At 72.6% G+C, this 14,117-nt stretch carries 12 protein-coding genes; 6 read left to right on the top strand and 6 right to left on the bottom strand.

Going from position 1 to position 14,117, the window contains the following annotated elements; genetic code table 11:
* Nucleotides 1–26: 26 nt before the first annotated feature.
* The gene (locus NZH93_RS01930) at nucleotides 27–971 is read right to left on the bottom strand and encodes an NADP-dependent oxidoreductase (protein ID WP_259621108.1); all 945 of its coding nucleotides are present in this window, start codon (nucleotides 969–971) and stop codon (nucleotides 27–29) included.
* Between the two features lie 49 nt (nucleotides 972–1,020).
* Between NZH93_RS01930 and NZH93_RS01925 the strand changes: the two genes are divergently transcribed.
* Both NZH93_RS01925 and NZH93_RS01920 read left to right on the top strand, forming a co-directional pair.
* Complete coding sequence (locus tag NZH93_RS01925) at nucleotides 1,021–1,644, top strand: TetR/AcrR family transcriptional regulator (RefSeq protein WP_259621107.1); 624 nt, start codon at nucleotides 1,021–1,023, stop codon at nucleotides 1,642–1,644.
* Nucleotides 1,645–2,376: 732 nt separating this feature from the next.
* A complete protein-coding gene (locus NZH93_RS01920; RefSeq protein ID WP_259621106.1) occupies nucleotides 2,377–3,393 on the top strand; it encodes an ABC transporter substrate-binding protein in 1,017 nt (338 codons plus the stop codon).
* On the opposite strand, the gene NZH93_RS01915 is transcribed toward NZH93_RS01920, so the two are convergent.
* The gene (locus NZH93_RS01915; RefSeq protein ID WP_259621105.1) at nucleotides 3,374–3,811 is read right to left on the bottom strand and encodes a DUF6069 family protein; all 438 of its coding nucleotides are present in this window, start codon (nucleotides 3,809–3,811) and stop codon (nucleotides 3,374–3,376) included. The genes NZH93_RS01920 and NZH93_RS01915 overlap by 20 nt on opposite strands.
* Before the next feature lie 203 nt (nucleotides 3,812–4,014).
* Between NZH93_RS01915 and NZH93_RS01910 the strand changes: the two genes are divergently transcribed.
* Nucleotides 4,015–4,932 carry a LysR family transcriptional regulator gene (locus NZH93_RS01910; RefSeq protein WP_259621104.1) on the top strand — a complete coding sequence of 306 codons (918 nt, stop codon included), beginning with the start codon at nucleotides 4,015–4,017 and terminating at the stop codon, nucleotides 4,930–4,932.
* Between the two features lie 21 nt (nucleotides 4,933–4,953).
* On the opposite strand, the gene NZH93_RS01905 is transcribed toward NZH93_RS01910, so the two are convergent.
* Nucleotides 4,954–5,604, bottom strand: coding sequence for a class I SAM-dependent methyltransferase (locus NZH93_RS01905; RefSeq protein ID WP_259621103.1), 651 nt, complete (start codon nucleotides 5,602–5,604; stop codon nucleotides 4,954–4,956).
* A 147-nt stretch (nucleotides 5,605–5,751) separates the two neighbouring features.
* Here NZH93_RS01905 and NZH93_RS01900 point away from each other — a divergent pair, with 147 nt between their 5' ends.
* Complete coding sequence (locus NZH93_RS01900) at nucleotides 5,752–6,783, top strand: DUF6461 domain-containing protein (protein ID WP_259621102.1); 1,032 nt, start codon at nucleotides 5,752–5,754, stop codon at nucleotides 6,781–6,783.
* A gap of 247 nt (nucleotides 6,784–7,030) precedes the next feature.
* Here the strand turns inward: NZH93_RS01900 and helR are convergent, their stop codons facing one another.
* Nucleotides 7,031–9,214, bottom strand: a complete 2,184-nt coding sequence (helR, locus tag NZH93_RS01895) for an RNA polymerase recycling motor ATPase HelR (protein ID WP_259621101.1) — start codon at nucleotides 9,212–9,214, stop codon at nucleotides 7,031–7,033.
* 256 nt (nucleotides 9,215–9,470) lie between these two features.
* Here helR and NZH93_RS01890 point away from each other — a divergent pair, with 256 nt between their 5' ends.
* Complete coding sequence (locus NZH93_RS01890) at nucleotides 9,471–10,217, top strand: hypothetical protein (RefSeq protein ID WP_259621100.1); 747 nt, start codon at nucleotides 9,471–9,473, stop codon at nucleotides 10,215–10,217.
* A 126-nt stretch (nucleotides 10,218–10,343) separates the two neighbouring features.
* Complete coding sequence (locus NZH93_RS01885; protein ID WP_259621099.1) at nucleotides 10,344–10,748, top strand: ATP-binding protein; 405 nt, start codon at nucleotides 10,344–10,346, stop codon at nucleotides 10,746–10,748.
* 27 nt (nucleotides 10,749–10,775) lie between these two features.
* Here the strand turns inward: NZH93_RS01885 and NZH93_RS01880 are convergent, their stop codons facing one another.
* Together NZH93_RS01880 and NZH93_RS01875 are read right to left on the bottom strand one after the other, a co-directional pair.
* Nucleotides 10,776–12,359: a fused response regulator/phosphatase gene (locus tag NZH93_RS01880; RefSeq protein WP_259621098.1), complete on the bottom strand. Its 1,584-nt coding sequence runs from the start codon at nucleotides 12,357–12,359 to the stop codon at nucleotides 10,776–10,778.
* Nucleotides 12,356–14,116: an ATP-binding protein gene (locus NZH93_RS01875; RefSeq protein WP_259621097.1), complete on the bottom strand. Its 1,761-nt coding sequence runs from the start codon at nucleotides 14,114–14,116 to the stop codon at nucleotides 12,356–12,358. The genes NZH93_RS01880 and NZH93_RS01875 overlap by 4 nt, the downstream gene beginning before the upstream one ends.
* Between the last annotated feature and the right edge of the window lies 1 nt (nucleotide 14,117).

Genomic DNA, 14,117 nt, shown 5'->3' with positions numbered 1-14,117 from the left:
GTGCTCACCGCTCGAACCCGGGAACCCTAGTGCGCCAGCACGATCTTCCCCCGTGCGTGGCGGGTTTCGCTCAGCTCGTGCGCGGCGGCGGCCTCGGTGAGCGGGAACACCGCCTCGACCGGTACCCGCAGGCCGCCGTTCTCGGCGAGCGTGACCGCGATGGCGAGACCGTGCACCGCCAACGGGTCGGCGGAGCCCGCGGCCGTCTCACCGGCGGGCGCTCCGTGGGACAGGTGCACGCCGTGGGCCGCGGCGGTGAAGTCGGGGGCGATCGTCACCACGCGTGCCGCGTCGCCGGCGATGGCGACCAGGTCCGGCAGCGCCCCGCCCGCGCAGTCGAACACCGCGTCCACTCCGGACGGTGCCAGCGCGCGAACCCGTTCCACCAGACCGGTCCCGTACGTCGTCGGCTCCGCTCCGAGGGACCGCAGCAGGTCGTGGTTGCGCTCGCTCGCCGTGCCGATGACGCGCGCGCCGCGGGCGACCGCGAGCTGGACCGCCACGGTGCCGACGCCGCCCGCCGCGCCCTGGACGAGCAGGGTGTGCCCGGCGCCGACCACGAGCCGGTCCAGGACGCGGGTGGCCGTCTCGACGGCGCCCGCCGCGCCGCCCGCCTCCTCCCAGCTCCACGCAGCCGGTTTGGGGGCCCAGGCGGTCAGGACCACGAAGTCCGCGTTGGCGCCGCGCTCGGCGGGCCGGGTCGTGCCGAACACCTCGTCGCCGACGCCGACACCCGTGACGCCGTCGCCGACCTCGTCCACCACCCCCGCCGCGTCGAACCCAGTCCGGTACGGGAACGTCGCGGGCACGACGTCCCGCAGCGCCCCCGAGCGGATGGTGGTCTCGCCGGGCGAGAGCCCGGAAACCCTGGTGGCGACGCGGATCTCACCCGGTCCGGCGTGCGGCGCCGCCACCTCGGCGACGTGCACGACGCTCGGCGGGCCGTACTCGGTGAACTGGACTGCTCTCATGCGCCGGACCGTAACGGAGCACCCCGTCCGGTTGGCTAAAGTGAGAGGGGTGACGGCACAAGTGGGAACGAGCCTCCGGTCGGACGCCCGCGACAACCGCCTGCGCATCCTCGTGGTCGCCCGCGCGGCCTTCGCCGCGGACGGCCTCGACGTGCCGATCCGGGAGATCGCCCGCCGCGCCGAGGTCGGCGTCGCGACCGTCTACCGGCACTTCCAGACGAAGGAAGCGCTGCTGACCGAAGCCTTCGCGGAGCAGATGGCCTCGTGCTCGGCGATCGTGGAGGAAGGCCTGGCGGCGGACGACCCGTGGAGCGGGTTCTGCCTGGTGGTCGAGAGGCTCATGGAGGTGCACGCCCTGGACCGGGGCTTCGCCCGCGCGTTCACCTCGCAGCTCCCGCAGGCGGTCGACTTCGCCGCCGACCGCGACCGCACGGTGCGGATGCTGTTCGACCTGGTTCGCCGCGCGCAGGACGCGGGAGCGCTGCGCCGGGACTTCGTCCTGGAGGACATCAGCCTCGCGCTGATGGCGAACGAGGGCATCCGCGTCGAGTCGCCCGCGATGAGGGTGGCGGCGTCCCGCCGCTTCGCCGCGCTGATGCTCCAGTCGTTCCAGGCCGATCCCGTCCCGGCGGCGCTCCCGCCCGCCGTCCGCCTCCCGCTGTCCCGCGGCTGAGTCCCGCCCCGCCGGGGGTGGTCCACGGCGGATGGCGGTACGTCCGCGTCCGATTGGTTCTCCTCCGTTCGTGTTCCTTTCCGCGATTGGTTGGTCACCGGGCGTGATGGTTGGCCGGTAACGGGAATTCGGCGCACCGGGTTGCCCTCCGCCGGGTACCACCCGGCCATTTCCCCGGTGAACGCCTTCCCGCTCGCCGCGGGCTCGACCTGCGGAAAGGGGGGCGGACGGCCGGGACTCCTTTCCTGGTCTATTCGAGTGTTAGGCCCGCTCGGGTCGAATGGGTAAATCTTTTCCTGTTTCTCCCGGACTCCTGTTCCGCCGATTCTCGGGTGATTTCGCTATGACGATGACCGTGGAATAGATCGCCTGGTTCGGCGTAACCGCATCGTCCAGTCTTGGCCGGGCGGTGGGGACGCGTCGCAGGTGGGAGTCGTAAGGGCTGCTCCGGAGTGGTCGGCGACCGCCGTAGCGGATCTTGCGCTGCTCGTAAAGATGGGCTTCCGCTGAGCGGAAAGGTGTATTCCATGAATTCGGGTTTGCATTTTCGACTATGCCCCTTTCGCTTTCTGTGCCAGCATGTGGACCCGTCGTCGCGTCATCGGAAACCGACCGCAATGCCGGGAGAGGTGTCGAGCCGCCGAAAGCCTGCTCATCGGTTGACGGGATCGCTGATCCCGCGTCCTCGCCTCGTCCGGATATCGCGTCACGTACACCGGGGAGTTCCAGCACATGATCCGTCGAAGCGGCCGACCCGCGCGGACCCTGACCGGGCTGCTGACCGCTGTCGTCCTGCTCACCGCGTCCGGCTGTGGTCTGCTCGGCGACGCGGACGCCGAGTCGGGCGCCGCGGCCGGGCCCGCGCCGGAGAAGGCCAAGATCAAGATCGGGCTGCTGCCGATCGTCGACGTCGCGTCGGTGCACATCGCGATCAAGAAGGGCTACTTCAACGAGGAGGGCCTCGAGGTCGAGCCGGTCACCGTCCAGGGCGGCGCGGCGGCGATCCCGGCCCTCATCAACGGCGACCTCGACGTCACCTTCGGCAACTGGGTCTCGTTCTTCGCCGCCCAGGCCAAGGACGACGCCAAGAGCGCGGACGGGCTCAAGCTCATCGCGGACGGCTACCAGGCCAAGACCGGGATGTTCATGATCCTCGGCAAGGCGAACTCGGGCTTCAAGTCGCCCCGCGACCTGGAGGGCAAGACGATCGCCCTCAACACGTTCAACAACATCGCCGAGCTGACCGCGAAGGCGACGCTGGAGGGCAACGACGTCGACCTGAACAAGGTGACGTTCAAGGCGATGCCCATGCCCGACATGGAGGCCGCGATCGAGAGCGGCGTGGTCGACGCGGGTTTCATGAGCGAACCGTTCATCACCCGCGCCCAGCGCAACGCGGGCCAGATCCCGTTCCTCTACGCGGCCTCCGGCCCGACCGACGGCATCCCGATCGCCGGCTACGGCACGACGGGGAAGTTCGCCCAGCAGAACCCGAACACCGTCGCCGCCTTCCAGCGCGCCATGGTCAAGGGGCAGCGGGACGCGGCCGACCACGCGACCGTGCAGTCGCTGCTGGTCGACTACGCCAAGGTCGACCGGGACACGGCCACCCTCGTCCACTTCGGCGAATACCCCACTTCGCTGGACCTCAGCCGCTTGCAGCGCGTCTCGAACCTCATGAGGACCTACGGCCTGCTGCAGAACGACTTCGACGTCAAGCCGATGCTGGTCACCGGTCGGACCGGCTGAGCGGCAGCACCTTGAGCAGCATCGGCACGGTGACGGCCGCGACGACGACGTGCATCGCGATCAGGGCCAGCGAGTTGAGGAGCGTCGCGCCCGCCGAGAGGATCCCGAAGTCCGGTACGAACGAGACGAGCACCGCGACGGGGACGAGCACCCGCAGGACGGCGCGGGGATCGCGGGCCCGGCTGCGGACGACGTGCCAGACGAGCGTGCCGATCAGGACCCCGGCGACGGTCAGCGGCGCGTACTCCTTCAGCTCCAAGCCCATGCGGACGCCTCCGTCGGGCAGCGCGGCGGAGGCGAGCGCGGCGATCACGGAGTTGAGCGCGATGGAGGCCAGCGAGGCGAGGATGACGCCGATGACGGCTCGGTCGTTCGCGACGGCGGGCCGCTGGGTCCGGGAGCCGCTGGTGTCGGTCATCGTGATGTCCCTCCGTCGTCGCGTGGATCGCGCGCCCGTGATCAGTCCACTGTGGAACGACCGTGGTCAAGTGCCAGGGTAGGGCGGGACCACCGGCCCCAGAACCGACGAATTCCGCATGGATCCCATCGACCGGCTCGATGGTTGTCCTGACCTGCGGCGCTCGCTTGTCACGTCCACCGGCGGGGAGGACAATCACCGCGGTGGCCACGGACTGGGGGAGGCTGGACCTGAACCTGCTGGTCCCGCTGAACGCGCTGCTGCTGGAGCGCAACGTGACGAAGGCGGCGGACCGGCTCGTGATGGGGCAACCCGCGATGAGCGCGGTCCTGGCGAAGCTGCGGCGCCACTTCAACGACCCGCTGCTGGTCCGCGACGGCCGCGCGATGGTGCTCACGCCGTTCGCGGAGTCGCTGCGCCAGCCCGTGCAGACCGCGCTGGTCGCCGCGCGCGAGGTGCTGAGCTCCGGGCGTTCCTTCACCCCGGCCACCGACCGGCGCACGTTCACCTTCATGGCGGGCGACTACGTGTCCGGCGTCCTCGTGCTGCCCGCGCTGCGGGGCCTCTCCGTCGACGCGCCGGGCGTGCGGGTGAACGTGGTGCCGCTGCGCGCGGAACTGGTCGAACTGCTCCGGACCGGCTGGTGCGACGTGCTGTTCTGGCCGTTGCAGCTCCAGACGCCGGAACTGCTGAGCTTCCCGCACGTCCCGCTGTTCACCGACGAGTTCATCGCGGTGGCGGACCGGGACAACGACGCGGTGGTCGAGCCGCTCACCGCCGAGGCGCTGGCGAGCACCCGCGCCGTCCAGGTCAACGGCGTGGCCGGGCAGCGGGTCGTGTCCGAGGTGAAGCTGAGCGAGCAGGGCCTGAGCCAGCCGAGCCCGGTCACCGTGGAGTCGTTCACCTTGGCGTTGCAGGCGGTCGCGGGATCGGACCTGGTCACGTTGACGCCCCGGCACCTGTTCGACCGGCTCGGTCCGGCGCTCGGGCTGCGCGAGGTGCCGCTGGCGATCGAGGCGCCGAAGGTGACGCTGGCGGTGTTCTGGCACCCGCGCAACATGCTCGCCCCGGCCCACCAGTGGATGCGCGAACGCCTGCTCGCCGTGGCGGCCCGGATGTGAGACCGGGCCGCGGTGACCTCGTCAGGCCGAGCGCCGTGCCCTGAGCACGACGTCGTGGGTGTGGTGCTGCTGTCCGGCGCCGCCCGCGGGCGTGTCGCGGGGGCGGTCCTCGTCGACGTGGACCTCCCAGCCGTCACCGAGCAGCGAGGTCACGTCGGCGAGCCAGACGTAGTCGGCGGGGTCGATCCCGCGGGCCCTGGCGACGTCGCCGTCGAACCCGGCGTGGAAGACCACGAGCAGGAGCCCTCCGGGTGCCACGGCCGCCAGCAGCGCCCGTTCGGCGGCGCGGTCGGGGGAACTGGGCAGGGCCGGGTACTGCACGGACACCAGGTCGAACCCGGCGGGCGGGAGCACGGCCTCGGCCAGGCCCGCGTGCACCCACTCCACACGGGCTCCCGCTTCTCGGGCGTGCAGCTCCGCGCGGTCCAGCGCCACCCGCGACACGTCCAGCCCCGTGACCTCCCAGCCCCGGCCCGCGAGCCAGACCGCGTCCGCGCCCTCGCCGCAGCCGACGTCGAGCGCCCGGCCCGGCGGGAGCCCGTCGACCTCCGTGACGAGCGCGAAGTTGGGGCGGCCGCTGAACAACCGCTCCGCGCCCGCGTAGCGGTCGTCCCACTCGGCGGCGGTGTGGGGGGCGGAGGTGGTGGTGGAGTGGTCGTGGCTGTGCGTCATGGTGCCACCCTGCACCGGGTGCCGCGGTCCACGCCACCAACGTTGCCGATTCGGCAAAGGCCAGTGGCGGCAACGACTCCGGGCCGTTCCGGCCGGCCGGCCGCGTTCCGCTGGAACCCGGCGGCCCGTTCGTGGAAAGGTCTTCCCATGCCCTCGTCGACGCCCGCGGTCGCGCACTACGCCGGGATGCTGGCCGCCGAGGTCCTGCCGTCCGAAGCGCTGTGCCTCACCGCCGTTCGGGGCCTGACCACGGCCGAGGCCCTGGCCCGCTTCGGCGCGGACGGACCCACCCGGCTGACGACGATCGTCGACGCGGGCACGGCCACCACCAACGCCTTCCCCGACGAACTGCCGCTGGTGCTGGCGGGCGAGCACAGCGGCTGGGTGGTCCTCGTCGAGGACAACGGTTTCCACGGTTCGCTGCCCGAGACGCTGGCCCGCCTTTCGGTGGGAGGGGTCGCGGTCTGCGCCTACTGGAACGTCGACTTCGACAGCGCGATCAGCCTCGCGAGGGACGGCGAGGTCGTGGGGACCTTCGAGTTCGCCCTCGGCGGTCTCCCGCAGGCAGGACCGCTGACGCCCTTCCTGGTCGGCCTCGACTTCGAGGACGCGGACACCCTGTGCGCGTCCGCGCTGGCCTTCGTCGACCAGGTCACCGGCGTCCGGCTCGGCGCCACCTGGGCCCTGGCCGCCCACCCGGCCGCCGTGATCGCCGACCCGGACTCGCTGTCGGGCACCACGGGCTGGCTGGCCGTGAACGCCCCCGAGGTGTTCGAGGCGCTCCCCGCGGCCGACCCGGACCTGCTGCGCGACCTGGCGGACGCCGCGGCGGCACGCGCCTGCGCCGCCAACGGCATCACCTACCCGCCCGAACACCCCGACGACCTGGCCGCCCTGTCCCACGCGGCCCACCAGCGGGCGCTGGAACTCCGCTGGGACAGGTGCGCGCCCACCGACGAGGTCGACCCGGCCGCGGTCCTGCGGGCCGACTTCGCCCGCAGGACCGCCGACACGACCGCCGAACGCGCCCTGACGGCCAGGGCCCACGCCTACGCCGCCGCGCTGACCGCCCGCTCCGCCGACCCGGTCGACGCGGTCGCGGAGACCATCGCCCACGCCTGCCAGGCCGACCGTCCGCACTGGGACGCCCTGCGCGCGGCGGTCGCGGCCCGGCTCTGACGGCGGGCCGGGCCGTTCGGCCGCGCTGGGACGCCCTGCGCGCGGCGGTCGGTGCAGCCTGATGGTGTGCCGGGGCTGTTGCCCACGCGTGTCAGGCCGGTCGGCCGCTTCGGGGCGCCTTGCGCGCGGCGGTCGCGGCTCTGACGGCGTGCCGGGCCGTTTCCCACGCGGGCCAGGCGTTTGGCCGCGTTGGGACGCCTTGCGTGGCCCTGACGGTGTGCCTGGTGCCTTTTCCTTCCCACCGGCATCAGCGTTGAGGGTGGCTCCCCACTGCGGTGAGCCCGGCCAGGACCTCCGGCAGCGGGCCGCGGTGCAGCACGCCGAGCCGTTGGGTCGCGCGGGTCAGCGCGACGTACAGTTCGGCCGCGCCACGCGGTCCGTCGGCGAGGATCCGTTCCGGTTCCACGACCAGCACGGCGTCGTACTCCAGGCCCTTCGTCTCCGACACCGCGACCGTCCCCGGCACGTCCGGCGGGCCGATCACGACGCAGGTCCCCTCCCGCTGGGCCTCGTCCCGCACGAACTCCTCGACGGCCGCGGCCAGTCCGTCCTCGGTGACCCGCCTCGACCACGGCGCCACGCCGCAGGCCCGCACCGACTCCGGCGGCTGGACGCCGGGCGCGAAGTCGGCGAGCACGGCGGCGGCGACGCCCATGATCTCCGCCGGGGTGCGGTAGTTCACCGTCAGCGACCGGTAGACCCAGCGGCCGGGCACGTACGGCTCCACCATCGGGCCCCACGCCGTCGCCCCGGCCTCGGACCGCCGCTGCGCGAGGTCGCCGACGACGGTGAAGGACCGGCCGGGGCAGCGGCGCATCAGCACCCGCCAGTCCATTTCGGACAGTTCCTGCGCCTCGTCGACGACGACGTGCCGGTAGGTCCAGTCCCGGTCCGCCTCGGCGCGCTCGACGAGGCTGCGCGTGTCGTGCTCGACGAAGCGCTCGGCCAGGTCCTCGGCGAAGAGCAGGTCCGTGGCGAACAGGTGGTCCTCGTCGTCCATCGAGTCCTGGCGGCCGACGAGCCCGTCCAGCACGGCGGCGGCGTGCTCGGCCGCGGCCTTCCGCTCCCGCTCGGCGGCCCGGTCGACCGACTTGTCCGCGCCCAGCAGGTCGACCAGCTCGTCGAGCAGCGGCACGTCCGACACCGTCCAGGCGGAGCCGTCCGCCCGCCGCAGCGCCTCGTCGGCGCCCGCCGCCCGCAGCCGTTCGGGCGATTCCAGCAGCGCCCCCAACAGGTCCCGCGGTGTCAGCACGGGCCAGAGCTCGTCGAGCGCCGCGGTGAACGCCGCGTCGGCCGACAGCTCCTTGACGAGGTCGGCCCGCGTCCGCTCCCACGCCTCGCGGTCCGACCGGGACAGCCAGCCCTTGCCGATGCGGCTGATCGCCCGTTCGGTGAGCACGTAGGTGACGATCTCGGTGAACACCGCGCGGGCCTCGTTGTGCGGCTGGCCGCTCGCCCGCGCCTCGTCCCTGGCCCACGCCGCCGTCTCGGCGTCGATCCGGGCCGTGACGCCGCCCAGTTCGATCGGCAGCGGGTTCTCCGGCAGCCGCTGCCGGTCGGCCACGGCCGCCCTGAGCACCTCCAGGATCTTCAGCGAACCCTTGAGCCGCAAGGCTTCCGGCGTGTCCACGGCGGTGGCGCGCAGACCCGGCACGAGGCCGCCGGTGGTCGTGAACACCACGTCGGACTCGCCGAGCGACGGCAGCACGCGGCTGATGTGGTGCAGGAACGACGGGTTGGGCCCGACCACGAGCACGCCGTGCCGTTCCATCCGCTCCCGCTGGGTGTAGAGCAGGTAGGCGACGCGGTGCAGCGCCACCACGGTCTTCCCGGTGCCGGGACCGCCCTCGATCACCAGCACACCGGGGTGGTCGAGCCGGATGATCTCGTCCTGCTCGGACTGGATCGTCGCCACGATGTCGCGCATGCCGTCGCCGCGCGGCGCGTTGACCGCCGCGAGCAGCGCCGCGTCCCCCCGCTCGTCGCCGTCCGGACGGCCGAGCACCTCGTCGGTGAAGTCGACCACCTGCCGCCCGCGCGTGTGGAACTGGCGGCGCCTGCGCATGTTCTCCGGGCTCGCGGCGGTGGCGACGTAGAACGCCCGCGACGCGGGCGCCCGCCAGTCCAGCAGCACCGGCTCGTAGTCGTCCTCCTCGTCGAAGAGGCCGATCCGGCCGATGTAGGAGTGCTCACCGGAGAGGGCGTCCAGCCTGCCGAAGCACAGCCCGTTGTCCCCGAGGTCCAGCCGCTTCACCTCCCTCGCCGACGTGCGCACCCGGACGTCCCGCTCCATGGGCGTCCCGCCCGTTCCCCCCAGCGCCGTGTCGTACTCGTCCTTCACCCGCGCGCGCTCGGCGTCGAGCCGCGCGTACAGCCCGGCCACGTAGTCCCGCTCGGACCGCAGTTCTTCTTCGTACCCCTGGATCGACACAAGCCCCTCACTCGCCGGTTCCGGCTCCGGTCGATGATTCTGCGGTACCACCGGGGTCTTGCGGCAAGCCCCCCGGTGCGCTATAAGTTCAAGTGGGAAGAGGTGGCCATTCCCCTTTCCGCATCCCCCCGGTGAGGCTCTCCACCACCGTCGCGCGGCGTCCGGACCATCGGCGGACGGGCGTATCCCGAACGGGTGAAGTCGTTGCGGCACAAGTGGTCCCCAACGCTCCGGACTTACCGCGTACGTTGGCGACATGAGCGACGTACACCCGCCGTTCCTCCAGGACAACGTTGTCGACGAGCTTCCGCCGACGAGCACCGGTGATCCGGTTCCGCGGGTGGTCCGCGGCCGGTCGAGCGGGCGGACCGCCGTCGTCGTGGTCGGCGCGCTCCTGCTCGTCCTCGGCTCGGCCCTTTCCGGCGCGGGATCGCTCGGACGCTGGGCCGACGCGAGCCTGCGCGACGCCGACGGGTTCCTCGGCACCGGGTCGAAACCGTTCCACACCAGCGGTTACGCGCTGTCGTTCGGCGCCGTCGACATGCGCTGGACCAAGGCCGGGCTGCCCGTCGGGCAGGACTGGCTCGGTGTCGTCGAACTGGAGGTCGACCAGGACGTGTTCGTCGGCATCGGCGCGGCCGACGACGTGGCCGACTACCTGTCCGGGGTGGACCACGACGTGGTGCGGCCGAACGGGTCTGAATTCCGCTACCGGCACCAGGACGGCGGCCCCGTGCCGAGCGAGCCCGCGGCCCGGCCGATCTGGGTCGCGTACGGGATCGGTTCGCTCGCGTGGCAGGCCGAGGAGGGGAAGTGGACCGTCGTCGTGCTGAACCACGACGGCTCGCGGACGGTCGACACGGCGCTGTCCGCACGTGCCACGGTGCCCGCACTCGGACCGGTCGCCACGACCGCCCTGCACGGCGGAGCCCTGGTCCTGCTCCTGGGCGCGGTGACGCTGGCCGTGACCGCGCCGCCCCCGTCCCGCCGCGCCCCCGAGTAGTCCTGGGAGGGAACCACCGGACCGCTCGGCGGTCGGACGTGTGGTGGACGGCCTGACGGGGTAGCCGTCTTGCGTCTGCCGCCGCCGGTCCCGGACCGACGGCGGTGTCCCGAGCCGAGGAGTCAGGTGAGCACGTCGACGTCGGGCCCGCACCACGAGTTCCACCTCGCCGACCGCGAGGTGCTCCCGCTGTCGCAGGTGCGGGCGTGGATCAGGACCGTGCTGGCCGACGCGGACCCGGACCTCGTCGCCGACACCGAGCTGATCGCCACCGAACTCGCCGCGAACGCCTACGAGCACGCCCGAGCGCCCCGGCTGATCCGCCTGGACCACCGGAGCGGCGAGGGGCTGGTGCGCCTGGAGGTCGACGACGCCGTCCCCGACTCGCCGCTCACACCGGGGACGTCGTCGCTGGGGGAGTTCCGCGGCCGCGGGCTGGTGCTGATCAAGTCGATGGGCGCCGACTGGGGCGTCGACCGCTACGCCGACCGCAAGACCGTGTGGGCGGAGATCCCCGACCCGACCAGGTGAGCGCCCCGGTCGGGTCGGGGACCGCGCTCACGTCCGCCGGAACGCCAGCAGGGCGATGTCGTCCCGCTTGTCCCCGCCGAACCGCTCCAGCAGGCCGTCGCACAGGCCGTCCAGGTCGGCGTCGTGCGCCACCGCCGCCCGCAGCGCCTCCATGCCCTCGTCCAGGTCGCTGTCCGACCGCTCGACCAGGCCGTCGGTCGTCAGGACCACCAGCGTCCCGACGGGCAGCTCGAACCGGGTGGCGGGCGGGTGGGGGAGACCGATGCCGAGCAGCGGCCCCTTCACCCCCAGCACCCGCGTCCCGTCCCCGTCGGACACCAGCGGTGGCACGTGGCCCGCGTTGGCCACGTCCATCGTGCCCTCGGCCAGGTCCACGAGGACCAGGCACACCGTCGTGAGCCCGCCGCGCGGGTGGTAGCGCTGGAGCATGCGGTCGAGCTTGGTGAGGATCGTGGCCGGGTCGTCGGTCTCGATCGCGTAGGCCCGCAGGGCGTGGCGCACCTCACCCATGACCGTCGCGGCCTCGATCGAGTGCCCGCACACGTCGCCGATGGCGATCAGCAGGCGGGAGCCGACGGCCGTGACCTCGTAGAAGTCGCCGCCGATCTCGGCGTTCGCCGACGCAGGGAGGTACCGCGCGACCATCGGCAGGCCCGGCTCCTCCGGCAGGTGGCGGGGGAGCAGGCTGCGCTGGAGCGTCAGCGCGAGCAGGTGCTCCTCGGTGAGCGCCCGCATCCCGTCGGCGGCGACCGCGGTCGCCTGGCCGAGCTGGACGAGCAGGTTGCGCTCCTCGTCGGTCGTCACGGCCGCGGCGTCGACCGCGACGCACACCGGGGCCCGGCCGGCCTTGCTGCGCGCCACCACCACCGAGGCGGGCGTGCCGGGGTTCCACGGCGGGCTGTCCAGCACCACGACCTCGACGCCCTCGCTCGACCCCAGCGTGTCCGCGAGCACGTCGGCGATCAGGTCCAGCGGCTCCGAGGTCAGCGCCGCGGCGCCGGACCCGTCGGTGGTGCCCACCCGGAGGTCCTTCGCCGTGACGAGCACGGCGACCGCGGTGGTGTCCAGCACGTCGGCCGCGCCCAGCGCCGCGGCCGACGTCAGACCGTCGAACGTCGTGGCGGAGTTGATCGCGAGGGTGGCGCGGGTCAGGAGGGTGAGCCGGTTCGCGAGGCGCTCGGCCAGCATCCTCGCGCGGTAGTAGCGCAGCGCGGCCTCGACGGTGGCCAGCAGCTCACCGGGGTCGACGGGTTCCGTCAGGTAGGCGTCCGCGCCGCGGGTCAGACCGGTGGTCTTGTCCTCGGGCTCCACGTAGGTGGCCGACACGTGGATCACCGGCAGCGCCGCCGTCGCCGGGTCGGCCTTGATGATCTCGCACACCTCGAAGCCGCTCATGTCCGGCAGGTGCACATCCAGCATCACCAGGTCGAAGTCCTGTTCGCCCAGCACGGTCAGCGCCTGCCTGCCGGTCACGGCCTCGGTCACGAGGTGCCCGCTGCGGCGCAGCCAGCTCGCGGTGATGTACCGGCTGGCCTCCAGGTCGTCGACGACCAGGATCCTGGCCGGACCGGACAGCGAGACCAGCCGCCGTGAAGAGGTCTGAGCGCTCAACTGGACACCGTCCTTCGCACCGCCACGTGGGCTTCCCGGATCGCCTGCCTCACCGACTCCGGCGAGATCGCCGACCGGGCGAGCAGGGAGGCGCCCAAGGTGGCCGCCATGAGTTCGGTACCGCCAGGGTCGTCCGAGCAAACCACCACCACGGGAACTCGGCACAGGACCGGGTCCCGGCGGAGCACCGCCAGCACCTCGCCACCAGTCACCAGCGGCGCCTCGGCGTCGAGGAAGATCAGGTCAGGCCGCCTGCCGGTGGCCGCGCTGAGCGCCGCCCGCCCGTCCTTCGCCTCGACCACGTCGTCGGTGAGAGCGGTGATCTCCGCCCGCAGCCGGGCGCGGGAGTCGTCGTCGCCCTCGACCAGCAGGGTGTTCCCGAGAGCGGTCAGCGGGATGTCCGCCACGGCCCCGAGCGGCAGCCTGAGCGCCACCTCGGTGCCCTGCCCCGGAGTGCTGGTCAGCGTCAGGTCCCCGCCGAGGATCTCGCTGAGCCTGCGCGCGTAGGACAGCCCGAGCCCGGTGCCCGTGAGCCCGGTCTGGAGGCGGCTCGGCACCTGGTGGAACTCCTCGAACACCCGGTCCTGCTGGTCGGTCGGGATGCCGATGCCGGTGTCGGTGACGAGGAAGCGGAGGGCGTCGCCGTCCTCGACGACGGACAGCCGGACCTCGCCGCGCTCGGTGAACTTGAGCCCATTGGACAGCAGGTTGCGCAGGATCCGCACGAGCATCGTGCCGTCGGTGACGAGCACGGGCAGCGGAGGCAGGTCTTCGTCGACGACGAACCGGACCTCGCCCGAGCGGATCATCGGCCGCAGCGCGCCGCGGAGCTGCACGAACATGTACGCCAGGTCGACCGGCGCGGGCTTCGGCCGCAGGCTGCCGGACTCGGCCTTCGCGGTGTCCAGCAGCTCGTTCACCAGCGCGAGCAGCGTCGTGCCGGAGTCGTTGATGAGCTCCACCTGCCTGCGCTGGTCGTCGGTGAGCGGATCGGCGCCCGGCACGGCGAGCAGTCTGGTCAGGCCGACGACGGAGTTGACCGGGGTGCGCAGCTCGTGGCTGATGTTGGACCAGAACCGGGTGCGCGCCTCGGCGGCCAGGCGCAACTGGGTGGTCTTCTCGTCCAGTTCGGCGTAGAGCGCCACGACGCCGGTGTTGGTCTGTTCCAGCTCGTCGGACAGCTCCTTGTACAGCGCGACGACACCCCGGTTGGTCTCCTCCAGCTCGTCGTTGGCCCGCTCCAGCTCCTGGCGCTTGTGCTCCAGGTCCTCCAGCGTCTCGAGCAGCTCCTGGTTCTGGGCCCGCAGCTCGTCCAGCGCGCTGCCCTCGGTCTTCGCGCCCAGGGCGCCGCGGATCCCGTCGACCTGCTCCGGCGACGGCGCCAGCACCCCGGAGGGCAGGTGCCGCACCATCGTGATGGTGCCCCCGCCGACGCCCTGGTCCAGCTCGACGGAGTGCAGGAGCATCCGCGCCGTGTGCCAGCCGGGACCCGTCGAGGTGATCCCGCCGACCCAGTCGAGGTCCACCACGAGCGCGAGGACGGGGCTGAGCCGCAGCCGGAAGACGGCGGTGGCCTCGGCGGACTGCCGGACCAGCTCCCGGCCGACGTCGCTGAGCGCGGTCGCCACCCGGATCTGGTCCTGGCTGTCCAGCCCGACGGCCGCGGCGACCTGCCTGCCCCGGCCGCGGAGCTGGAACACGTCCGACTCGCCACGGATGGTCATCCGCGTCAGGTCGGCGTGCACGTCGGCGTCCATG

Origin of the sequence: Umezawaea endophytica, from assembly GCF_025061645.1 — a bacterium.
Classification (GTDB): domain Bacteria; phylum Actinomycetota; class Actinomycetes; order Mycobacteriales; family Pseudonocardiaceae; genus Umezawaea; species Umezawaea endophytica.
Note: the sequence above shows the minus strand (reverse complement) of the source record. Positions and strands in the feature narration are given on the sequence as shown.

Bases quoted from the DNA above. Each gene is read 5' to 3' on its own strand.
- NZH93_RS01930 (WP_259621108.1), bottom strand. From the start codon at position 971: ATGAGAGCAGTCCAGTTCACCGAGTACGGCCCGCCGAGCGTCGTGCAC.
- NZH93_RS01920 (WP_259621106.1), top strand. From the start codon at position 2,377: ATGATCCGTCGAAGCGGCCGACCCGCGCGGACCCTGACCGGGCTGCTG.
- NZH93_RS01915 (WP_259621105.1), bottom strand. From the start codon at position 3,811: ATGACCGACACCAGCGGCTCCCGGACCCAGCGGCCCGCCGTCGCGAAC.
- NZH93_RS01905 (WP_259621103.1), bottom strand. From the start codon at position 5,604: ATGACGCACAGCCACGACCACTCCACCACCACCTCCGCCCCCCACACC.
- NZH93_RS01900 (WP_259621102.1), top strand. From the start codon at position 5,752: ATGCCCTCGTCGACGCCCGCGGTCGCGCACTACGCCGGGATGCTGGCC.
- NZH93_RS01890 (WP_259621100.1), top strand. From the start codon at position 9,471: ATGAGCGACGTACACCCGCCGTTCCTCCAGGACAACGTTGTCGACGAG.
- NZH93_RS01875 (WP_259621097.1), bottom strand. From the start codon at position 14,116: ATGGACGCCGACGTGCACGCCGACCTGACGCGGATGACCATCCGTGGC.